The organism is Modestobacter sp. VKM Ac-2982 (assembly GCF_026967935.1).
Classification (GTDB): domain Bacteria; phylum Actinomycetota; class Actinomycetes; order Mycobacteriales; family Geodermatophilaceae; genus Modestobacter.
The window spans coordinates 198,472-219,046 of the sequence record NZ_JAPVBL010000004.1; the positions used below are offsets into that span (position 1 = coordinate 198,472).

At 74.2% G+C, this 20,575-nt stretch carries 22 protein-coding genes and 2 tRNA genes; 14 read left to right on the plus strand and 10 right to left on the minus strand.

Features of this window, described 5'->3' with window-relative positions:
• Positions 1 to 8: 8 nt before the first annotated feature.
• The gene (locus tag O2W20_RS15375; RefSeq protein ID WP_269171308.1) at positions 9 to 1,610 is read right to left on the minus strand and encodes a carboxyl transferase domain-containing protein; all 1,602 of its coding nucleotides are present in this window, start codon (positions 1,608 to 1,610) and stop codon (positions 9 to 11) included.
• A gap of 63 nt (positions 1,611 to 1,673) precedes the next feature.
• Here O2W20_RS15375 and O2W20_RS15380 point away from each other — a divergent pair, with 63 nt between their 5' ends.
• Positions 1,674 to 2,270: an SACE_7040 family transcriptional regulator gene (locus O2W20_RS15380; RefSeq protein ID WP_269171307.1), complete on the plus strand. Its 597-nt coding sequence runs from the start codon at positions 1,674 to 1,676 to the stop codon at positions 2,268 to 2,270.
• 10 nt (positions 2,271 to 2,280) lie between these two features.
• Here the strand turns inward: O2W20_RS15380 and O2W20_RS15385 are convergent, their stop codons facing one another.
• Together O2W20_RS15385 and O2W20_RS15390 are read right to left on the minus strand one after the other, a co-directional pair.
• Complete coding sequence (locus O2W20_RS15385; protein ID WP_269171306.1) at positions 2,281 to 4,035, minus strand: hypothetical protein; 1,755 nt, start codon at positions 4,033 to 4,035, stop codon at positions 2,281 to 2,283.
• 117 nt (positions 4,036 to 4,152) lie between these two features.
• Complete coding sequence (locus tag O2W20_RS15390; RefSeq protein ID WP_269171305.1) at positions 4,153 to 5,376, minus strand: hypothetical protein; 1,224 nt, start codon at positions 5,374 to 5,376, stop codon at positions 4,153 to 4,155.
• Positions 5,377 to 5,515: 139 nt separating this feature from the next.
• Here O2W20_RS15390 and orn point away from each other — a divergent pair, with 139 nt between their 5' ends.
• From orn to O2W20_RS15425, 7 genes are all read left to right on the plus strand, one after another.
• A complete protein-coding gene (orn, locus tag O2W20_RS15395; protein WP_269171304.1) occupies positions 5,516 to 6,187 on the plus strand; it encodes an oligoribonuclease in 672 nt (223 codons plus the stop codon).
• Between the two features lie 62 nt (positions 6,188 to 6,249).
• A tRNA-His gene (locus O2W20_RS15400) sits at positions 6,250 to 6,325 on the plus strand.
• A gap of 294 nt (positions 6,326 to 6,619) precedes the next feature.
• Entirely contained in the window at positions 6,620 to 7,393 is a 774-nt protein-coding gene (locus O2W20_RS15405; protein WP_269171303.1) for a hypothetical protein, read from the plus strand.
• A gap of 64 nt (positions 7,394 to 7,457) precedes the next feature.
• Positions 7,458 to 8,129: a haloacid dehalogenase type II gene (locus O2W20_RS15410; RefSeq protein WP_269171302.1), complete on the plus strand. Its 672-nt coding sequence runs from the start codon at positions 7,458 to 7,460 to the stop codon at positions 8,127 to 8,129.
• A gap of 134 nt (positions 8,130 to 8,263) precedes the next feature.
• Entirely contained in the window at positions 8,264 to 9,394 is a 1,131-nt protein-coding gene (locus tag O2W20_RS15415; protein ID WP_269171301.1) for a sensor histidine kinase, read from the plus strand.
• Positions 9,391 to 10,062 (plus strand): response regulator, encoded by a 672-nt coding sequence (locus O2W20_RS15420; RefSeq protein WP_269171300.1) that lies wholly within the window; start codon positions 9,391 to 9,393, stop codon positions 10,060 to 10,062. Before O2W20_RS15415 ends, O2W20_RS15420 begins: the two co-directional genes overlap by 4 nt.
• Before the next feature lie 99 nt (positions 10,063 to 10,161).
• Entirely contained in the window at positions 10,162 to 10,857 is a 696-nt protein-coding gene (locus O2W20_RS15425) for a DUF2306 domain-containing protein (protein ID WP_269171299.1), read from the plus strand.
• Positions 10,858 to 11,312: 455 nt separating this feature from the next.
• On the opposite strand, the gene O2W20_RS15430 is transcribed toward O2W20_RS15425, so the two are convergent.
• From O2W20_RS15430 to O2W20_RS15445, 4 genes are read right to left on the minus strand one after another with little or no spacing between them, the layout of a single operon-like run.
• Positions 11,313 to 11,972 carry a cation diffusion facilitator family transporter gene (locus O2W20_RS15430; RefSeq protein ID WP_269171298.1) on the minus strand — a complete coding sequence of 220 codons (660 nt, stop codon included), beginning with the start codon at positions 11,970 to 11,972 and terminating at the stop codon, positions 11,313 to 11,315.
• Positions 11,969 to 12,367, minus strand: coding sequence for an ArsR/SmtB family transcription factor (locus O2W20_RS15435; RefSeq protein ID WP_269171297.1), 399 nt, complete (start codon positions 12,365 to 12,367; stop codon positions 11,969 to 11,971). Before O2W20_RS15435 ends, O2W20_RS15430 begins: the two co-directional genes overlap by 4 nt.
• 44 nt (positions 12,368 to 12,411) lie before the next feature.
• Positions 12,412 to 12,732, minus strand: a complete 321-nt coding sequence (locus tag O2W20_RS15440) for a DMT family transporter (protein ID WP_269171295.1) — start codon at positions 12,730 to 12,732, stop codon at positions 12,412 to 12,414.
• Positions 12,729 to 13,085 carry a DMT family transporter gene (locus tag O2W20_RS15445; RefSeq protein ID WP_269171294.1) on the minus strand — a complete coding sequence of 119 codons (357 nt, stop codon included), beginning with the start codon at positions 13,083 to 13,085 and terminating at the stop codon, positions 12,729 to 12,731. The genes O2W20_RS15440 and O2W20_RS15445 overlap by 4 nt, the downstream gene beginning before the upstream one ends.
• A gap of 137 nt (positions 13,086 to 13,222) precedes the next feature.
• Here O2W20_RS15445 and O2W20_RS15450 point away from each other — a divergent pair, with 137 nt between their 5' ends.
• The gene (locus O2W20_RS15450) at positions 13,223 to 13,765 is read left to right on the plus strand and encodes a DUF1353 domain-containing protein (RefSeq protein WP_269171293.1); all 543 of its coding nucleotides are present in this window, start codon (positions 13,223 to 13,225) and stop codon (positions 13,763 to 13,765) included.
• 10 nt (positions 13,766 to 13,775) lie between these two features.
• On the opposite strand, the gene O2W20_RS15455 is transcribed toward O2W20_RS15450, so the two are convergent.
• The gene (locus O2W20_RS15455) at positions 13,776 to 14,981 is read right to left on the minus strand and encodes a L,D-transpeptidase (protein ID WP_269171292.1); all 1,206 of its coding nucleotides are present in this window, start codon (positions 14,979 to 14,981) and stop codon (positions 13,776 to 13,778) included.
• A 200-nt stretch (positions 14,982 to 15,181) separates the two neighbouring features.
• On the opposite strand from O2W20_RS15455, the gene O2W20_RS15460 reads away from it, so the two are divergent.
• Positions 15,182 to 15,257 (plus strand) — tRNA-Lys (locus tag O2W20_RS15460).
• A gap of 438 nt (positions 15,258 to 15,695) precedes the next feature.
• On the opposite strand, the gene O2W20_RS15465 is transcribed toward O2W20_RS15460, so the two are convergent.
• Positions 15,696 to 16,433 carry a GAF and ANTAR domain-containing protein gene (locus O2W20_RS15465; RefSeq protein WP_331254117.1) on the minus strand — a complete coding sequence of 246 codons (738 nt, stop codon included), beginning with the start codon at positions 16,431 to 16,433 and terminating at the stop codon, positions 15,696 to 15,698.
• 328 nt (positions 16,434 to 16,761) lie between these two features.
• Between O2W20_RS15465 and O2W20_RS15470 the strand changes: the two genes are divergently transcribed.
• The 3 genes from O2W20_RS15470 to O2W20_RS15480 are packed head-to-tail and all read left to right on the plus strand — an operon-like array spanning position 16,762 to position 18,706.
• Positions 16,762 to 17,487, plus strand: a complete 726-nt coding sequence (locus O2W20_RS15470; RefSeq protein WP_269171291.1) for a GAF and ANTAR domain-containing protein — start codon at positions 16,762 to 16,764, stop codon at positions 17,485 to 17,487.
• A 32-nt stretch (positions 17,488 to 17,519) separates the two neighbouring features.
• On the plus strand, positions 17,520 to 18,314 hold the full coding sequence (locus O2W20_RS15475) for an enoyl-CoA hydratase/isomerase family protein (protein WP_269171290.1): 795 nt from the start codon (positions 17,520 to 17,522) through the stop codon (positions 18,312 to 18,314).
• Between the two features lie 20 nt (positions 18,315 to 18,334).
• Entirely contained in the window at positions 18,335 to 18,706 is a 372-nt protein-coding gene (locus O2W20_RS15480) for a hypothetical protein (RefSeq protein WP_269171289.1), read from the plus strand.
• A 48-nt stretch (positions 18,707 to 18,754) separates the two neighbouring features.
• Here O2W20_RS15480 and O2W20_RS15485 read toward each other — a convergent pair whose 3' ends face one another.
• Entirely contained in the window at positions 18,755 to 19,930 is a 1,176-nt protein-coding gene (locus O2W20_RS15485; RefSeq protein ID WP_269171288.1) for an MFS transporter, read from the minus strand.
• Between the two features lie 58 nt (positions 19,931 to 19,988).
• On the opposite strand from O2W20_RS15485, the gene O2W20_RS15490 reads away from it, so the two are divergent.
• A complete protein-coding gene (locus O2W20_RS15490) occupies positions 19,989 to 20,537 on the plus strand; it encodes a gluconokinase (RefSeq protein ID WP_269171287.1) in 549 nt (182 codons plus the stop codon).
• Positions 20,538 to 20,575 lie beyond the last annotated feature (38 nt).

Genomic DNA, 20,575 nt, shown 5'->3' on the forward strand with positions numbered 1-20,575 from the left:
TCCGGGGCTCACATCCGGAAGACGCCATAGCCGACCTCCTCGAGGGGGGCGTTAGCGCACGCGGAGAGCGCGAGCCCGAGCACGGTGCGGGTCTGGGCGGGGTCGATGACGCCGTCGTCCCAGAGCCGGGCCGTGGCGTGGTACGGGTGGCCCTGCTCCTCGTAGCGGGCCCGGATCGGCGCCTTGAACGCCTCTTCGTCCTCGGCGCTCCAGTCGTCCCCGAGCCGGTCCCGGCGGACCTGGGCCAGCACGCTGGCCGCCTGCTCCCCGCCCATCACCGAGATGCGCGCGTTGGGCCAGGTGAACAGGAACCGGGGCGAGTACGCCCGACCGCACATCGAGTAGTTGCCGGCGCCGAACGAGCCACCGATGACGACGGTCAGCTTGGGCACCCGCGCGCAGGCCACGGCGGTGACCATCTTCGCGCCGTGCTTGGCGATGCCGCCGGCCTCGTAGTCGCGGCCGACCATGAAGCCGGAGATGTTCTGCAGGAACAGCAGCGGGGTCTTCCGCCGGTCGCAGAGCTCGATGAAGTGCGCCCCCTTGAGCGCCGACTCGGCGAACAGCACGCCGTTGTTGGCGATGATCCCCACCGGGTGCCCGTGCAGCCGGGCGAAGCCGGTGACCAGGGTCGACCCGTACAGCGGCTTGAACTCGGCGAACCGGCTGCCGTCGACCAGCCGGGCGATCACCTCGCGGACGTCGTAGGGCGTGCGGGTGTCGACCGGGACGACGTCGTACAGGCTCTCCGCCGGGTAGGCGGGCTCCTCGACCGGCTCGACGTCCCAGGGCCGGGGCTCGCGCGGGCCGAGCGTGCCGACGATCTGCCGGACGATCTGCAGCGCGTGCGCGTCGTCCTCGGCGAGGTGGTCGGTGACCCCGCTGACCCGGGAGTGCAGGTCGCCGCCGCCGAGGTCTTCGGCGCTGACCTCCTCCCCCGTCGCGGCCTTCACCAGCGGGGGGCCGCCCAGGAAGATCGTCCCCTGACCGCGGACGATGACCGCCTCGTCGCTCATCGCCGGCACGTAGGCACCGCCGGCGGTGCACGAGCCGAGAACGGCGGCGATCTGCGGGATCCCCGCCTTCGACAGGTTCGCCTGGTTGAAGAAGATCCGGCCGAAGTGCTCGCGGTCGGGGAACACCTCGTCCTGCAACGGCAGGAACGCCCCGCCGGAGTCGACCAGGTAGATGCAGGGCAGCCGGTTCTCCTTGGCCACCTCCTGCGCCCGCAGGTGCTTCTTCACCGTCATCGGGTAGTAGGTGCCGCCCTTGACGGTGGCGTCGTTGGCGACGACGACGACCTCGCGCCCGGCCACCCTGCCGACCCCGGTGATGATCCCGGCGGCCGGCGCCTCGTCGTCGTACAGCCCGTGCGCGGCCAGCGGCGAGAGCTCGAGGAACGGGCTCCCCGGGTCCAGCAGCGCGTCGACCCGCTCGCGCGGAAGCAGCTTGCCGCGGTCGGTGTGCCGCTGCCGGGCCCGTTCGCCACCACCGAGCGCCACCCGGGCCAGCTGGGCGGCCAGCGCGGCGGCCAGGCCGGCGTGGTGCGCGGCGTTGCCGGCCACCGCCGGGTCGGCCGACGGGGCACTGGGCAGCACCGGTGCGTCCACGGGAGTGAGGTTAACCACCGTTCACAGTGCCGGTCCAGTGTGAACGGCCATTAACCTGACGCCGTGACGTCCCAGCAGGACAGCGCCCTGCACAGCGACGCGGCGAACCCGTCCCGCCGGGAGCAGATCCTGCGCGCGGCCGCCCAGCTGTTCGCCGAGCGCGGCTCGCGCTCGGTCGGCGTCGACGACGTCGGTGCCGCCGTGGGCGTGACCGGCCCGGCGATCTACCGGCACTTCGCCAGCAAGGACGCCATGCTGGCCGAGATGCTGCTGCGGATCAGCGAGCGGCTGCTGGCCGGCGGCACCGAGCGGATCGCGGCGGCCGGCGACTCACCGGTCGACCAGCTGCGCGCCCTGGTGGAGTTCCAGGTCGACTTCGCCCTGGACAACCCCGCGCTGATCACGGTGCAGGACCGGGACCTGGGCGCGCTGACCGACCGGGACGCCCGCCAGGTGCGGCAGCTGCAGCGGCGCTACGTCGAGGAGTGGGTCGCCGTCCTCGCCCGGGTCCACCCCGGCGCCTCGACCGCGGCCTGCCGGGCCCGGGCGCACGCACTGTTCGGGCTGATCAACTCCACGCCGCACAGCGCGGGCCGGGTCGCCCGCCCGGCGATGGCCGAGCTGCTGGCCGGGATGGCCATGGCCGCCGCCACGAGCTGACGGCGCTGCCTCAGTTGGTGACGCCCTCGCCGGGGAGCGAGAGACCGGCGCTGGCCAGCGCGTCCAGGCCCGAGGTGGCGCCCGCCTGGGCCCCGGCCCACGAGGTCTCCACGATGGTGACCGTGGAGCCCTGCTGGCTGCTGGCGTACTGGGCGCTGGACAGCCGCTCGGGTGCGCCGTCGTACCGCACCCCCTCGCGCAGCAGGTCGCTGACGTTGCCGCTGCCGTCGGTGTCGGTCAGCGAGCGGAGCGCCTGGGCGCTGGCCGCGTCGGGCATGGTCACCCGGGCCACGGAGACGACCGCGGGCAGGCCGTCGACCTCCGCCGACCACAGCGCCCGGTCCAGGTCGGTGCAGTCGCTGTTGGCGAAGAACCCGGCGACGGCGTCGTAGGCGTGCCCGTTGCAGGTCGCGTCCTCCTCGGCCACCTGCAGCGTGAAGGTGGTGCCGTTGACGACTGCGGTGGAGCCGATGACGGGGCCCGGGGGCGCCGACGTGGTGGGCGCGGCTCCGGCGGTCGCACCCGCCGTCGTCGTCCCCGCGTCACCGTCGTCCTCGGTCAGCGCCAGGACACCGACGACGGTGAGCAGCGCCACCACCGCCAGCACCGCCGCCACGAGCAGGACCTGGCGGCGGCGGGAGGAGCCGCCCCCGGCGGTCGTCGCGCTGCTGCCCGACGCCGGCTGGAGGGGGCGGGCCTGCGGACGGGGACGGAGCTCCGGTGGCAGCTCGCGCGGCCGCTGTTCAGCAGGTCCCGCGCCGGCCTCGGGGGTGCCGAAGAGCCCGCCCAGGCCGCCGGTGTCCTCGGCCGGGGGGCCGCCCGGCTCGTGGACCAGCGCCATGGTGTCGCCGGGGCGGGCCGGCGGCGCGTCGGGAGCAGGTGCTGCCTCCGCGGCGGGGACGGCGGCGGAGGCGGACGCGTCGGCCCTCCGCTCAGCGGCCTCCTGCGCCTGGACCGCGGCGGCGGCGATCCGGGCAGCGGCTGCCGGGTCGACCAGCGGCCCGCCCTCGCCGCCTGCGCGTCTGGCCTGCGGCGCGGGTGCCGGTGCCGCGGCGGTGGTCCGGCGGGGTGCCGCGTTGAGCGCGGCGGGGGTCAGCAGGTCCGGACGGCGCAGCACGTAGGGCGAGTAGGGAAAGCCCTCGCCGTTGAGCTCCTCGACCGTGGGGACCCGGCCGGCCATGCCGAGGGCCTCGATGCCGGCGCGGACGTCGGCCGTCGTCCACAGTCGTGGGTTGTCCGTGCCCGCGTGCCGGGCCGCGCGGGCGACGCCGAGCTGCAGCGAGCCGGGCTCCAGGAGGGCGACCTGGTCACCCTCGCCCAGGTCGCCGTCCGCCGGCAGCAGCCCGGTCACCGATCCGGTGAGGACGGTGAGCCGGGCGATCCGCCCGGGCTCGATCCCGGCCTTGCGCAGGGTCACCGCGGCGTGCATCCCCGACCGCATCAGGCCGTCGAGCGGGTTGGAGCCCCCACCGGCCAGCTGGAGCACCTCGCCGGGCCCGTCGCCGGGCCCGATCGTCCAGGCGCCCTCGGGTGCGGCGGTGACGACGCCGGACTGGCGCTCCACCTCGACGACCCGGACGACGGCGACGCCCTCGGGCACGAACAGCACCGCGTCGGACTGCCGGCGCTGCATCGGGCCCTCGGTGACCGGCAGCGAGGCCATGACGGCACCCCGGACGCCGCTGCCGGTGTCCCAGCCCGCGAGCTCGGCGAAGAACGCACGCTCGGCCGCTGTCTGCAGCGGCGTCGGCGTGAGGATCAGCACGGACTCTCCAGGGGCTGGCAGCGTGGGCGCGGCAGGACGGGAGCGACCGCGGCGGGGCCGCGGCGGCTGGGCGGCGGACCGGTTCGACGTTACGTCATCGCCGGGCCCGTTCCGGGCTCAGCGCGAGGACGCGCCGCCCTCCCCTGCCGCGATCGGCGTGTCCCCGACCGCAGGACCGCCCGGCGCCACCGGCGCCCGCCACCGGGCGAACCGCCGGCTCCCGATGACAAGGTCCAGGCCGCCCCAGAGCACGGCGAGGCCGACCGCCACCACCGGCAGCGCCGACCAGTCCCACGGCGGGATGACGTCGAGCGCCGACTGGACGAACGCCCCGACGGCTGCTCCCCCGGTGACGGCCAGGCCGGCCAGCCAGCCCGGCACCCGGGCGAGCACGGCGAGGTCGATGAGGACCGCACCGGCGAGCAGCATCAGCGGCAGGACCGAGGGCGGGAAGCCGGTGGCGTCCAGCAGCAACCCGGTCACCGCCCGGTAGGCGAGGTAGCTGCCGGCCAGGACCGTGGCCGTCCAGCGCAGCCCGACGGCCCGGCGGGCCAACACGAGGGCCAGCAGCCCGGCGCAGACGAGCCAGGCCGGGTGCACCCAGGCAGGCACGGGCAGCATGAACTGGACGGGCGTCTGCCCCTGCGAGGCGGCGAAGTCCAGCAGCTGGGGTTCGGCGGTGGTCCGGCCGGCCCGGTAGGCGGCCAGGGACAGCACGCCGTACTCCTGGTGCTGGTTGGGGAACATCACGTTCTCCAGGAAGAACAGCCACAGCCCCAGCGACACCAGGTCGCGCAACCGGCCGGGCGCTGCGTACAGCCACCAGCCCCGGATGGCGCCGGCGAGCATGATCGCCGTCCCCAGGTAGAGCAGTGCGTGGCTGGGGCTCCAGCTGGTGATGTCCAGCCCGTTGACCCGGTGGTTGACGACGTCGATCGGGATGGCGACCAGGAAGGTGCCGATGCCGGCCTGCATGAGCTGCAGCGCACGCCGGTCGACGCCGCGGCCGCTGTAGCTGTGGAAGACGACGAGGGCGACGACGAGGGCGGTGCCGGCCGAGTTGAGCAGGTGCGGCGGGGCCAGGTCGTCGCGCAGCCACTTGAAGTGCCAGGAGACGTCCCAGGAGGAGCCGAGCATCTTCAGCGCGAAGGCACCCAGCCAGGCCAGGTAGATCCAGCGCAGCTCGTCAGGGCTGGTGGGCCGGCCGGGACGCCCCGGGGTCATGTAGGCCTGCCAGAGCCAGCGGAGGAGCGCGACCGGGTGCCGGAACGCGTCGCCCGGGGAGGCCGGTGCGGGCACCGACGGCCGGGACGGCGACGTGAGGGAGGTGCTGGAGGACACGAGCGGCTCCGCGAGGTCGGTGCAGGAGCCCGGACTGTAGCCACGGGAGAAGCCCGGGAGGCCCGTTCCCACGGCGGGCCGCGAGCCCTGGGGCGGGTGTGGCCGGTGGGCTGCCGCAGCGGTGCGTAGGGTCGCGGCCGTGGCGGACAGCGCAGCGAACAACCTGGTCTGGATCGACTGTGAGATGACCGGGCTCGACCTGGTCGGCGACAAGCTCATCGAGGTCGCGGTGGTGGTGACCGACTCCCAGCTCAACGTGCTCGACCCCGGGCTGGACGTGATCATCCACGCCGAGGACGCCGACCTGGCCGGGATGGCCGACGTGGTCACCGAGATGCACGCCAAGTCCGGGCTCACCGAGGAGGTGCGTGCCTCGACGGTCACCCTCGAGGAGGCCCAGGCCCTCGTGCTCGCCTACGTGAAGAGGTTCGTGCCCGAACGCCGCACCGCGCCGCTGTGCGGCAACTCGATCGGCACCGACCGCGGCTTCCTGGCGCGGGACATGCCCGAGCTCGACGACCACCTGCACTACCGGATGATCGACGTCTCCTCGATCAAGGAGCTGTCCCGGCGCTGGTTCCCCCGGGTCTACTTCGCCCAGCCGCCCAAGGGCCTGGCCCACCGGGCGTTGGCCGACATCCTGGAGTCGATCCGGGAGCTGGCCTACTACCGGCAGACCCTCTTCGTCCCGGAGCCGGGCCCCAGCAGCGACCAGGCCCAGGCGGCGGCCACCGACGCCGTGACGGCCTTCGCACCGCTGCTGGCGGTCGACGCCGAGCCGGCCGCCACCCCGGCCTCGTCGGAGAGCTGACCGCCTCCGGTATCGTGTGCTCGTCCACCGGGCCGGCTCTCGCCAGCCGCCCGGTGTACATGGTGGGTGTAGCTCAGCTGGTAGAGCGCCAGGTTGTGATCCTGGATGTCGCGGGTTCAAGTCCCGTCACTCACCCCACCGGAGGCCCTGGTCAGTTCGCTGACCAGGGCTTCTCCCGTTGCACCGGCCGAGCTCCGGGACGTCCGCGTCCAGTGACCGGACGCGCCCGTGAGCGGGCAGCCCTCCACGCGCATCGACCCTCCGCGGTTCACGGGCACATCCGGGGGCATGGCCCCGTGCAGCCGATCGGAGGAGACCCCATGCCGAGGACGACGAGACGACGGCGTGCCGCGGGACCGGGAGCCGCCTCCGTGCGGCCACGGTCCTCCGGCATCGTGCTCGAGCTCCTTGCCCGGTCACCGGGTGACGACCATGGGCGCTGACGCTGCGGGGGCCGCGAGCTACCCCATGGTGGAGGAGGCCGACGCCACGGGCGTCGTCGCCGCCGTCTACGCCGACCTCCTCGAGGGCATGCCGTTCGTGCCCAGCCTGTTCAAGTCCCTGGCGCTCTGCCCGGGGTGTCTGGTGCTGGCCCACGAGCAGGCCGTCCCCGTGCTGTCCACCGACGAGTTCGGGTCGGCAGCCCAGCGGCTCGTCACCTCCGTGCGGGACGTCGCAGAGCCGCCTGCCGACGCCGACGTCCGAGCCGCGCTCGCCGGGTTCGCCGGCCCACTCAGCCGGATGCTCCTGCTCGCCGCCGGTCTGCGGCTGGCACTGGACGGTGAGCTCGACCTGCCGTCCGCGCCGGGGCACGCCCCCGCGCCCCGCCCGGTGCAGCCACGGGAACCCGCCCCCTCGCCCGCGGACGCCCCGGCCCCGCAGGTCTACGGCGAGATCTGTGCCGCGCTGGAGACGCCGATCGTCAACACCGTCTGGCGCTCGCTGGCCGCACGGGACCTCCTGGAACCGGCCTGGGCAGCACTGCGCCCCCAGGTGGAGGTCAGCCGACCGGCCGCCGACCACCTGCAGGCGAGGGCGTCCGAGGTCGCGCGCGGCCTCCCGTGGCGGGTCGCCGCCTCACCGGCCGCCCTCGAGCATGCCGGGGTGACCGATGCGCGCCCCGGCATGGCCGCCGTCCTGGACGCCTACCGCGCGACCCTGCCGCGGGTCCTCGTCCTGGTTGCGTCCAGCGCGGACGCCGGATGAGCGCCGGCTCCGGTCCCTGATCCGCCGTCCGTCCCCCGCTGCACCGATCCCCAGGAGCCCCGCGTTGAGCACCTCGCCGTCCGTGATCGTCTTCGACGTCAACGAGACCCTGTCCGACATGAGCCCGATGGCCCAGCGGTTCAGCGACGTCGGCGCACCGGCGCACCTGGCGAAGCTGTGGTTCGCCTCGCTGCTGCGCGACGGGTTCGCCCTGACCGCCGCCGGCGCCTCCCGCCCCTTCGCCGAACTCGGGACGGGCGCGCTGCGCACGGTGCTGCAGGAGGTCGAACTGGACCGGGACCTCGACGACGCCGTCGACCACGTGATGGCCGGCTTCGGACAGCTGCCCGTGCACCCCGACGTGCCCGACGGGGTCCGCACCCTCCGGGAGTCGGGTCGCCGGCTGGTGACCCTCACCAACGGTTCGACCCAGGTGTCGGATCGCCTGCTGACCGATGCGGGCATCCGCGACCAGTTCGAGGCACTGCTGTCGGTGGAGGACGCCGGGATCTGGAAGCCCGCGCGCGGTGCCTACGAGTACGCCGCCCGGACCTGCGACAGCGATCCGGGCGACATGCTGCTGGTGGCCGTCCATCCCTGGGACATCGACGGAGCCGCCCGCGCCGGGCTACGCACCGCGTGGCTCGATCGCGCCGGGACGCCGTACCCGGACTCCTTCACCCCGCCGTCGCTGCGCGCCACCGGGCTGACCGACCTCGCCGGGCAGCTGGGTTGATCCCGCTGCTCCGCTGACCTGCACCTGAACGGCGTCGCCGCCGAGCGCATGGTGGCCGAGCAGCTCGTTCGCCGACCACGGCCTCGTACTTCCGGCTGATCACCGCACGGCCTCCGGGCTCGTACGGTGACCCGGTGCACGCACCGCTGAGCTCGCTCTGGCACGAGCCCAGGCCCCCGGCCCCACCCGCCCCGGCCTGGCCGGACCGGGTGCTGGCCGCCCTGGCGGCGTCGGCAGCCGTGCTCGAAGGGGTCCTGCGGCCCGACCTGCCGTTCCGCTGGCTGCAGGTGGCCGTCCTCTGCGCGCTCGTCCCGCTGCTGCTGTGGCGCCGGGCGCGGCCGCTGCTCGTCCTCGCCGTCTTCCTGGTGTGCCTCCACGTCCTCGCCGTCCTGACCGGCGACGACGAGGGCCTGTACTCCGCCGCGGTCACGCTGGTCCTGCCCTACGCCCTGCTGCGGTGGGGCTCGGGGCGTGAGGCGCTCGGCGGGCTGGTCGTCCTCGTGGGGAGCGCCGCCTCCTCGGCGGTCGTGGGCTCGACGTCGCCCGAGGACGCCCTCGGCGGCGCCGCGGTCCTGCTGTCGTCCCTCGCCCTGGGCGCGGCCGCCCGCTACCGGGCCCGGGCCCGGTCCCGCGAGCTCGACCAGGTCGCCGCGCGGGAGCGGGAGGACCTCGCCCGCGACCTGCACGACACCGTGGCCCACCACGTGTCGGCGATCGCGATCCGCGCCCAGGCCGGGCTGGCCACGTCGGCCGCACGCCCGGACGCCGCCACGGAGGCGCTGCGGTTGATCGAGGCGGAGGCGGCCCGCACGCTCACCGAGATGCGCAGCATGGTCCGTGTGCTGCGCCGCGACGAGCCCGCGACACTGTCGCCGACCCCCGGGCTCCCGGACCTCCAGGCGCTGGCCGGGCACGGTCCCGACGGGCCGGACGTCGCGGTGGAGGTCCTCGGCGAGGTCACCGGCGTCTCCCCGTCGGTGGCGACGGCGGTCCACCGACTGGCGCAGGAGTCGATCACCAACGCCCGGCGGCACGCCCGGCACGCCACCAGGGTCGACGTGCGGGTGGTCGTCGACGGTGCGTGGGTGCACCTGCGGGTCGACGACGACGGCGAGGGCGGCTCCGCCCACGCCGGCGGGGCCGGCTTCGGCCTCCGCGGCATGGCCGAGCGGGTGCACCTGCTCGGCGGCACGTTCGAGGCCGGGCCGGGCCCCGAACGTGGCTGGACGGTCGCTGCGGTGCTGCCCCGCCGCGGACCGGCATGACCGTGCGGGTGGTGGTCGCGGACGACCAGGAGATCGTGCGCACCGGGCTGCGGATGATCCTCGACGCGCAGCCCGGGATCGAGGTCGTGGGCGAGGCTGCGGACGGCGAGGCGGCCGTCGAGCTGGCCCGGCGGCTGCGTCCCGACGTCTGCCTGCTCGACATCCGCATGCCCGGCACGGACGGACTGGAGGCCACCCGCCGGCTCGCCGGCCCGGACGTGGCCGACCCGGTCCCCGTCGTGGTGATCACCACCTTCGACCTGGACGAGTACGTGTACGCCGCACTGCGCGCCGGAGCCCGGGGCTTCCTGCTCAAGGACGCCGGTCCCGACCTGCTCGCCCAGGCGGTGCACGCCGCCGCCCGCGGCGACGCCCTCATCGCGCCCAGCGTGACCGCCCGGCTGCTCGACGCCTTCGCCGGGTCCGGGCCCGCCGCGCCCCCGGCTCAGCCCGTCGACCGGCTCACCGACCGTGAGGAGGAGGTCGTCTCCGCCGTCGCGCGAGGCCGGTCGAACGACCAGATCGCCCGCGAGCTGCACATCACGCTGAGCACCGTGAAGACGCACGTCGGCAGCCTCATGGCCAAGCTCGGCGTCCGGAACCGCGTGGAGATCGCCATCTGGGCCTACGAGACGCACCGCGTCCCGCCACGCTCCCCGGGCCGGTAGCCCGGCCCGATCACCACCGGCCGGTCCACCGGAAGTACGAGATCGGAACCGGTCCTTCCGGCGATGACCACGGGCCCCGCGGTCACGACGATCCGGTGCATGACGACAGCAGCCCGCACGACACCCCGCCCGCCGCGGCAGTGGCTGGTCCCCACGGGGCTCATCGCCCTGGCCCTGGTGCCGCTCGCCGCCGGCGGCGCCCGCCTCGTCGAGCTCTCCGGCGGCGCGGCGGTCCTGCCCGAGGCGCCGCACTCCGCGGCCACGCCGGCACCCCTGGTGCTGCACATCGTCAGCGCGCTCCTCTTCACGGTCCTCGGCGCGGTTCAGTTCGTCCCGGGGACCCGCGGCCCGCGGCCCCGCTGGCACCGCACGACGGGACGGCTGGCGGCCCCCGCCGGCCTCGCCACCGCGCTCACCGGGCTGTGGCTGACGCTCACGATCACCGAGGCCGACGCCGGGCTGCTGACCGCGTTCCGCGCCGCGGCGGGCATCGGGATGGCCGGGGCCATCGGGCTCGGGATCGCCGCCGTCCTGCGCCGGGACGTCCCGCGGCACCGGGCCTGGATGCTGCGCGGCTACGCCATCGGCCTCGGCGCGGGGACGCAGGTGTTCACCGCCGCCTCCTTGTTCCTCGTCGCCGGTGAGCCGGGTCCGACCGCGGAGGCCCTGGCCATGGGCGCCGGCTGGCTGATCAACCTGGTCGTCGCGGAGTGGCTGATCCGCCGTCGGGCGGACCGGCCGCGGCCGGCTCCGGTCGTCGGGCCCCGCACCGCGCCGGCCGGGGAGATCTACTGACGGCGACCGGCCGGGAGGCGGTCGCCCCACCGGCCGAGCGGCCCTCGACCACGAACGGCGATCGCCGGAGACCGCGCAGCCCTGCTGCTGCGCCGTCGCCGCGTGGTCGAGGAGGGGCCCCGGCGGTGGCGAGCAGTTCGGGCGAGGACCGCCTCATCGACTCCTCGAGCGGGTCGGCGCAGAGGGCACGGGCACGTGGCGCGCCAGGAGCGATCCGCATCCTCCATCAGTGGCCCCCCACCGACGTCGTCAGCGGGACCCGGAACGAGGAGTCCGGGCGACCGCCGGGTACGCCCGGGTCGGGGGCCACGACACGGTCCCGGCCGCGGGCCCTGGCCCCGGAGTGCTGACCGATGGACTGGTTCTCCCGGACGCGGCCAGCAAGAGGTGCCGTGGACGTCGGCGCCTGAGCAGGGCCTTTCGGGGCAGCCGCTCCCCGGCCCCTCCGCACCGCGTCAGCCGTCGTCGTCCTCCTCCTCTTCGACGAGCTCTCCCTCCCACGCCTCCCGCCCTTCGTGGACGGCGAAGGCCGCGACGACGAACCCGGCGACCGGATCGAGCCAGGCGGCACCGGTCACGGCGTAGAGCCCCAGCCCGACGAGGGTGGAGATGCTCAGCAGCACGCAGATCCGGGTCTCGGCCGCGTCGGCGAGGACCAGCGGGTCACCGCCGAGCGCCAGGCCGACCCGGCGCTTCGCGCGGGCCAGGAGCGGCATGACCACGATGGAAGCGGCCAGCAGCACCAGTCCCACCGTGGAGGTGTCCGGCTCCTCGTCGCCGAGCAGGCTGCGGACCCCCTCGATCACCACGTACGCGGCCAGGACGAAGAAGGTGACCGCCACCGCCTTCAGCGCACGACGCTCCTTGCGCTCGTCGGTGCTGCCGTGCCGCAGCCGCGCCGACAGCCGGAGCCCGACCAGGACCGCGGCGAAGGACTCGATGCCGGAGTCGACGCCGAACCCGACCAGGGACACCAGCCCGGCGAGCAGGCCGGCGGTGATCGCGACGGCGCCCTCGGCGACGTTGTAGACGACGGTGAACTGCGCCAGGCGCAGGCCGCGACGGGTCAGCCGTTCGGTCTCCGCGTCGGTCAGGGCCGGCGACCGGCCGGTCACGCCCGACCGCTCTCGCCGTAGGTGGGGCACAGCGCGACCGCATCGCCGGTGGCGGCGAGCAGCTGCTCGGCGGCGGCCAGCAGCGCCAGCAGCTCCGGGGCGGTCGTCAGCGACCACATCGAGGCCCGCCCCTGCGGCCGGGAGGTGACCAGCCCGCAGTCGCGCAGGCAGGACAGGTGCGCCGACACGGTGGACTGCGCCAGACCCAGGTGCTCGGTCAGCTCCACGACCTTGTGCTCCCCGAGGGTCAGGTGCCGCACGATCGCCAGCCGGGCCGGGTCGCCCAGGCTGCGGAACATGCACGCCGCCGCACTCAGCGCGGCGGATTCGTCGACCGACGGGGTCTCACCCCGGTGCAACGGCAGCGCCTCGGCTCCCACGTCAATCATCGTCATTCGGCGATGATAGCGCTCGACTCCGGTGGGAAGTGGCCGCCGGGTCAATGTGCACCCAGCTCCACGAGCAGGACGCCGACCGCGATGAGCACGATCCCGGCGCCCATCGTCCGGGTGAGCGGGTCACGGAACACCAGGTGCGCGATCACCGCGGTCAGGGCGACGCCGCTCGCGGCCCAGATGCCGTAGGCGACCCCGATGGCCAGCCCCTCCCGCAGCGCGAGGGTGAGGAAGGTGAAGCAGGCCAGGTAGCCCAGGACGATCAACGGGGCCCAGCGCTTGTCACGCAACCCGTCCGAGGCGCGGAGCGACATGGTGGCACCCACCTCGCACGCGATCGCGGCGGCGAGGAAGGCCCAGGTCACCGGCCTTCTCCCGGCCTTGCGAGGGCGGGCTCGGTGCGGTGCGAACCGAGCTCCACCAGCAGGACCCCGGCGACGATGACCACGAAGCCGAGACCCATCAGCGGGGTCAGCGCCTCACCGAACAGGAAGGCGGCGGCGACGGCCGTGAGCATCACCCCGCTGGCAGCCCAGATGCCGTAGGCGACCCCGATGGCCATCCCCCGGCGCAGCGTGCCGGCCAGGAGGAGGAACGAGGCGACGTAGCCGACGACCACGGGCAGGTACCAGGCCGCCTGCTCGACGGCTGCCCGCAGGGACAGCGTGGCGGCGACCTCGACGACGATCGCCCCGGCCAGCCACAGCCACCGGTTCACGTAGGTCCTCCTGTCGCGATCGCCGGACGGTCCGCCGGACCCCACCCTGGTGTCACCCGCTCACTCCACCATCCCGCCCGGGCCGGCGATCGGCGTGGGCGGGTGCCGGGGACGGCGAAGCGGGGGATCCTGCGGCGGTGCCCTTCGACTCCCTCGCCCTGACCGTGCGCCGGGCCACCGACACCTCGTGGGAGGTCCTCGCGCCCCTGGTCTACCGCGGTGACCGGGACACCTTCGTCGTCCCGCCCGGCTTCCGGACCGACTTCGCCTCGGTGCCCCGCATCGTGGTGTGGCTCTTCCCACGTTCCGGTCGCTACACCCCGGCCGCCGTCCTGCACGACTGGCTGACCGACGTCGGGGTGCCCACCGGGGTGCTCTCGGCCCGGGACGCCGACGGGGTCTTCCGGCGGGTGATGCGCGAGCTCGGCGTACCGCCGCTGCGGCGGTGGCTGATGTGGTGCGGCGTCCGCTGGGGTGCCCTGGCCAACCCGGTGCGCCGGGTGGGCTGGTGGCTCGACGCCCCGCGGGTGCTGGCCCTGTCGGTGCTGGCCACACCGATCGTCGTCCCGCCGGCGGCGGTGATCGCGGTCGCGTTGACGGTCTACCGGGCCGCCGAGTCCGTGGTCACGGCCCTGGTGGCAGGTCGGGACGAGGAGCCGGAGCACGACGTGTGGCGCTGACCGGCCCAGGTCAGGACAGCGCGCTGCCGGCCGTCCACTCCGCCCACGGGATGGCCCAGTCGTAGATGTCGCCGTCGGCGGCGGTGAGGGTGCCGCCGATCGAGTTGACGACCTCGACGACGTCTCCGGGCTGGGAGAAGTCGTAGAACCACTTCGCGTTCTCGGTGGCCAGGTTGATGCAGCCGTGGCTCACGTTCCGCGAGCCCTGGTCGGCCAGCGACCAGGGGGCGGCGTGCACGAACTCGCCGTTGTTGGAGATGCGCGTCGCGTACTGCACGTCGGTGCGGTAGCCGCCGGGTGCGTCGACGGCCAGGCCGAACGTGGAGGAGTCCATGGTGATGTCGGCGAACTTCTCCAGGACGACGTGCGCACCGTTGTGCGTCGGGTTCTCCGCGTCGCCGGCGCTCATCGGGAAGGTCTGCACGAGCTGGTCGCCGTCGTGGACGGTCAGGGTGTGAGCCGCGGCGTCGGCGACGGAGACGTGCCGCTCGCCCACGCTGAAGGAGATGGTGCGGTCCTTCTCACCCCAGACGCCCTCGCCGAAGTCGACCCCGTAGAGGTCGGCCTCCAGGGTCACCTCGCTGTCGGCCGGCCAGTAGGTGGAGGGCCGGAAGTGCACCTCGTCGTCGCGCACCCAGTTCCACACCCCGTCGGTGGGCGTGCTGCTGGTGACCAGCAGATGGCGCTCCACCTCGGCCTGGTCGGCGACCGGCTCGTCGAAGAACACCCGGATCGGCATGCCGACCCCGACGGTGGTGCCGTCCAGCGGGCCGATGCCCGGGGTGGACAGCGTCTCCGGGGTCACCGTCGTGAAGGTCGAGGTCGCGGTCGTCTCCTCGGCGGAGGCGTTGGCGGCCGTCGCGGTCACCGTGTAGCTCGTGCCGTAGTCCAGCTCGGTCTCCGGCGTCCAGACGACGGTCGACGGGTCGGCCGGCTCGGGCTCGACGCTGCCCGCGACCTCGGCACCGGCGTCGTCGGCGACCGTGACCTCCCCCAGCTCGCCGCCGGTGACCGTGACCTGCAGCGGGGCGGTCGGTGCGACGTCGACGGCGCGGTCGGCCAGGTTCACCGACACCGAAGCGGCAGCCACGGTCGTCGGTGCCGCTGCCTCCTCGTCCGGGGAGCTCTCGGTCGACGACCCCGAGCAACCCGCCAGCACGGCGAGCAACGCCGCGACGAGCAGTGCAGCGATCCGTCTCGCCTGCTGCGAACCCACGAAGACCTGTCCCCTGTTCCGGTGCGCGCCGACCGGGACCCTCCCGGCGGGCGTCGTGCACCGTCGCCCAGTGTCCACGCGTCTGCTGACAGTTCGTTGTCTGCCACAACACGTGACGTGGATGACCCTGCCCCACCGGACGGTGGATGCCGATCGGCGTGTAGAGTCCTCTCCTGTTGCCCGACCACGTCGAGCGACACGCGCCATTAGCTCAATTGGCAGAGCAGCTGACTCTTAATCAGCGGGTTCGGGGTTCGAGTCCCTGATGGCGCACCACGATCGACCAGCGGCTCCGTCCTCCGGGACGGGGCCGCTTCGTCGTTGCTCGGCAGACGACGCGGTGTTCCGCCATGACGCGGAGGGACATCCGTGGCAGGGACCGACCGGGGGCACCGTGCTCCGGGAGGACGGGCCGCGCCGAGGCGCCGGTAGAAGGCCTCGGCATGGGGATCGGCGTCGACGTCGACGTCGACCACGCCCGGTCCACGGATGTGCCTCGCCGTCCGGCCGCGCAGGGCAGCCACGCCGGCCCGGGGTCAGGGGGACGACGCGACCTCGAGGTGTTCGGGCCGGGCGCCGTCCGCGGATGGGGCGGCTCGGTGGCCGTGGTCTCGACCACCGAACCTGAGGTCCTCTGTGTGCCGGCACGCAGACGACCCTGCTCCGTTCTGCCCGCCCTCGTCCCGGCCCAACCGGAATGACGAGAGCGGTCGCTCAGCCGGCCATCGGCCCGTCGGGCTGGAACTCCCCGGTCCGGACCAGCGTCTCGGCGATGTCGCGCACCTTGCGGTTGCGCCGCATGGAGACCGCCGCCATCGCCTGGAAGGCCTGGTCGGCGGTCAGCTTGTGCCGCTCCATCAGGATGCCCTTCGCCTGGTCGATCACCGCGCGGGACTCCAGTGCGACCTGCAGGTTCTCCGCCATGTGCCGGGCGCTCTGGTAGGCGTGCATGTTCGACACGGCGACGGCTGCGTACGGTGCGAACCGCACGGCGGCCGACCGCGCTTCCTCGCCGAAGCCCTGCACCTCCCGGGCGTAGATGTTCAGCGCGCCGGCCATCTGTTCCTGGATCGGCAGCGGCACGGACAGCGAGCTCCCGCTGCCCCGCTCCCAGGCGGCCCGGGCGTAGTCGGGCCAGCGATCCTCGGTGCGCGCATCGTGGATCTCGACCAGCTCGCCGGTCGCGGCAGCGTGCAGGCAGGGGCCGTAGCCGCGGCCGTACTGGCTCTCGTCGAGGTCCAGGGCGAGCTTGCCGGTGTACACGGTCGTCGTCGCCTTGTCGTTGACCAGGAGCGAGATCGAGGCCTCGATCTCGCCGGGCAGCACCTGCTTGACCAGGTCGGCGACGGTCTGCAGCACCGACTCCATCGAGTGGTCACGCAGAGCCAGGCTGCCCAGGCGCTCGAGGGCCTCGGTGGCGTCACGGGTCAGAGGCCTGTCAGAGATGGACACGTCAAACTCCCGGTCTGTACAGCACCGGGGTGGCAACCTCGGCGAGGGCCCCGCACTGAGGCCCCGCTCGCGTGCACGCCGCTGTCTGACGCACTGACGCCCGGGCTCACCCGGGCACCACTGTCCACCGTACCTGCCGTGGAGCCCTGACAGGGCGCTCCACCTGGGCCGTTGCTGCGGCTGACTATGCTCGTCGCGCCACACCGTCACACAGCCGGCGTGCGGCACGGGGTCCTGCACCCCACGACAGCTGAGCCCTGAGAAACCCGGGGCCCTTCACCGCCGGCACGAGCGACGTCCGGTGCACATCTGACGCCGGAGTACCACCGTGACTCGCCCCACCCCCGATCCCGACGCCGACGCCGTCCAACGCGCCTTCGACGAGCTGGGCCGGATCTCCTTCGCCGAGCACTCGCTGGAGTCGGTGCTGCAGAAGGTCACCGACCTGGCCGCGCAGGTCCTCCCCGGCGAACCGGTCACCTCGGTGACCATCATCGGTGACGGCCGGCCCGCCACCCCCGCCGCGAGCCACCCCCTCGCCCGCCAGCTGGACCGGGCCCAGTACGCGCAGGACGCGGGCCCCTGCCTGGAGGCGGCCACCACCGGCCGGCTCGTCGAGGTCGTCGACACCGGCATCGACGAGCGCTGGGGCCCCTTCCCGAAGCTGGCCGCCCAGCGCGGCTGCCGGAGCATGCTGTCCTTCCCGCTGCCCCCGCAGGAGCTGATCAGCGGCGGCCTGAACGTCTACGCCCGCACTGCTGCGCCCCTGGACCAGCGGTCCCGGGAGCTGGCCGCTCGCTTCGCCGCCTACGCCGTCGTCCCGGTGTCGAACATGTACCTCTACGAGACCGCCGTCGAACGCGCCGAGCACCTCCGCGCCGCCCTGGACTCACGGGCGGTCATCGACCAGGCCAAGGGCATCCTGATGGAGCGGCACAAGTGGCCGGCCGACCGGGCGTTCTCCGCCCTGGCCAAGCTGTCGATGGAGAGCAACACCAAGGTCCGCGACATCGCCGATCACCTGGTGGAGACCGGGGAGCTGCCCTCCCCCTGACCGGCCGGGCTCGGCGCGGGAGGATCGCGGCCATGAGCGAACCGCAGCGCCGCGAGTCCGGACTGGTCACCGAGACCCGGGGGCACGTCCGCGTACTGACCCTCGACCGCCCCGAGCGGCGCAACGCACTCTCCACGGCGCTGCAGACCGACCTGGTCGACGAGCTGCTCGCCTGCGCCGAGGACGCCGACGTCCGCGCCGTCGTGCTCACCGGCAACGGCCCGGCGTTCTGCGCCGGCTTCGACCTCAAGGAGATCCGCGAGCGCGACCAGCGCGGTGAGCCCTTCCGGCCGCCGATGAACCGCCCCGGCCGCACCCTGTTCGAGGTGCTGGGCGAGACCTACGTACCGGTGATCGCCGCGCTCGGCGGGCACGCGGTCGCCGGCGGCTTCGAGCTCGCGCTGGCCTGCGACATCCGGATCGCCGCCCCCGGGATCAAGCTCGGCCTGCCGGAGGCGACGATCGGGATGGGTGCCAACTACGGGTCCGTGGTGCTGCCCAAGCGGATCCCGACCGGCATCGCGCTGGAGATGCTCTTCACCGGCGAGTACGTGACCAGCGAGGACGCCGCCCGCTGGGGGCTGGTCAACCGCGTCGTCCCGGCCGAGGAGGTGCTGCCCGCCGCCCTGGCCCTCGCCGAGCGGATCGCCGCCAACGCACCCCTGTCGGTGCGCCGGATGAAGGAGACCGCGGTCAAGGGGCTCGAGCTCCCGCTGGCAGCGGCGCTGCGGCTGGACGTCGGCCCGAACCCCTATCTGAGCGAGGACCGGCGCGAGGGGATCGCCGCCTACCTGGAGAAGCGCCCCCCGCAGTGGTCAGGGCGGTGACTCCCAGGGACAGTGGAGGGGTGACCGCACCGTCCGAGTCCCCCGCCGACACCGGCGCACGCCGTGCCGACGAGTACCTCCAGCTGCTGGCCGACGACCGGCCCGAGGACGCCGAGGCGCTCCTGGCCGGCCTGACCGACGTCCGCGAGCTGGTCTTCCTCGGCGCGAGTCTCACCACCCGGGCCCGCCGCACCGGGCGCACGCTGCCCACGGCGATGCGCGCCCAGGCCAGCGCCCGGCAGGTGCTGCTCGGCCAGCTGCGCGACCGCAACCGTTTCGACGTCGACGGGCTGCGCACCTGGCTGCGGGAGGCCGCCGCGGAGGTGCAGACGGTGGAGCAGCTGGCCGAGGCGGCCCGACAGCGACTGGGCGGCCAGGCCTCCGCCCGCTGAGCTCAGCCGGCGGCGCGCAGCGCGCTCAGCCGGCGGCGCGCAGCGCGCTCAGCCGGCGGCGCGCAGCGCGCGAGGCAACGTGACCGCCAGCGGCAGGGCCAGGGCGAGCAGCGCCGCCACGAGGACGTAGCTCGACGACAGGCCGACCTGGGCAGCGACCGCCCCGACGGCCAGCGCCCCGATCGCGGTGCCGGTGTCGTAGCAGGCGTTCCACACCGCGCTGACCGTCGTGGTCTGCCCGGCGCCGGCCCGGGCCAGCGCGATCACCAGGGTCAGGTTCTGCACCGCGCCGTAGGCCACGCCCAGCGCGAAGGCCCCGGTCAGCACGGCCGTGGCCCCGCCGGCGCCCGCCGCCCGGAGCCCCAGCGCGACCAGCAGCATCCCCGCGACCCCGCTGGCCAGCGTGGCCGGCAGCAGGACCCGCGCACCCAGCCGGTCGACGAGCAGCCCGGCACCCCACCGGCACAGGGCGGTGCTCACCCCGAACACCAGCAGCGCCACCACCGCCAGCGCACCGCCGGGCAGCTCGATCGGCAGGAAGGTCACCAGCCCGCCGCCGGCCAGGGTCACCACCAGCAGCATCAACGACGGCGCGGCCGCGGCCCAGACCGCCGCCCGCGAGCCACCCGGGGTGGGCACCTCCGGGGGGCCGAGGGCCCGCACCAGCCCCGGCACGAAGACCAGGGCGAGCACCGGTGCCGCCGCCATCGCGGCGACCCACGGGAAGTGGCCGGCCAGGGTGAGCGCCGTCCCGCCCGGCACCGCGGCGAGCGTCGGCACCGAGATCGCCAGCCCGTAGATGCCGATCGACTCACCGCGCCGCGCGGGCGGCACCGCCTGGGCCGCGATGGTGGAGCCGAGCACGGTGAGCACCGCGAACCCCAGACCGCGCACCACCGAGACGACGGCGAACCAGCGCACGTCGTCGGCCAGCAGGTACAGCGGGGACGGTGCCCCCAGGGCGACCAGCCCCCCGGCGAGCACCGGGCCGATGCCCAACCGGGCGACCAGCGCGGGCACCACCATCTGGGCGAGCACCGTGGCCACCAGGAACACCGTGGTCACCGCCCCGGCAGCGGTGAGCCCGGCGCCCAGGGCGGCGGCGTGCACGGGCAGCGCCGACAGCAGCAGCGAGTAGCTGAGGAACCCGAGCGCGTTGAGCGCGAACAGGGACCGGACGGCCGGGAGCCGCCACAGCGAACTCCGCCGCTCCGTCGTCGTCACGTGGTCTGCCCCCGTCCTCGGTTACCAACTGGTCCCCCGACTCCCTACGGTCAGGGGCATGGAAACCACGGACAGCATCCCGGCGACCACCTCGATCGTCGTCATGGGGGTCTCCGGCTCCGGCAAGTCGACCGTCGCGAACGAGCTCGCCCGCCGCCTGCAGTGGGAGTTCATCGAGGGCGACGACCTGCACCCGCCGGAGAACGTCGAGAAGATGCGCAGTGGCACGCCGCTGGACGACGAGGACCGCTGGCCGTGGCTGCGCCGGATGGCCGAGCTGATCGGCGAGCACGAGGCCGCCGGGACGTCGTTCATCCTCACCTGCTCCGCACTCAAGCGCAGCTACCGCGACCTGCTCTGCGACGGGCACCCCTCGGTCTGGTTCGCGCACGCGAACACCTCGGAGGAGACCCTCACCGAGCGGCTGGCCAACCGCCAGGGGCACTACATGCCGCCGTCCCTGCTGCGCAGCCAGTTGGACACCCTGGAGCCGCTGGGTGAGGACGAACCGGGTGCGGTCGTCCCCGGCGAGGGCTCGGTCGAGGAGACCGTGGGCGACTTCCTCGCCGAGCTGTGCGACGAGCGCAAGATCCAGCTCCCCGACTGAGCGCATGATCATCGGCGAGTGGCCGCCCGACACACCGG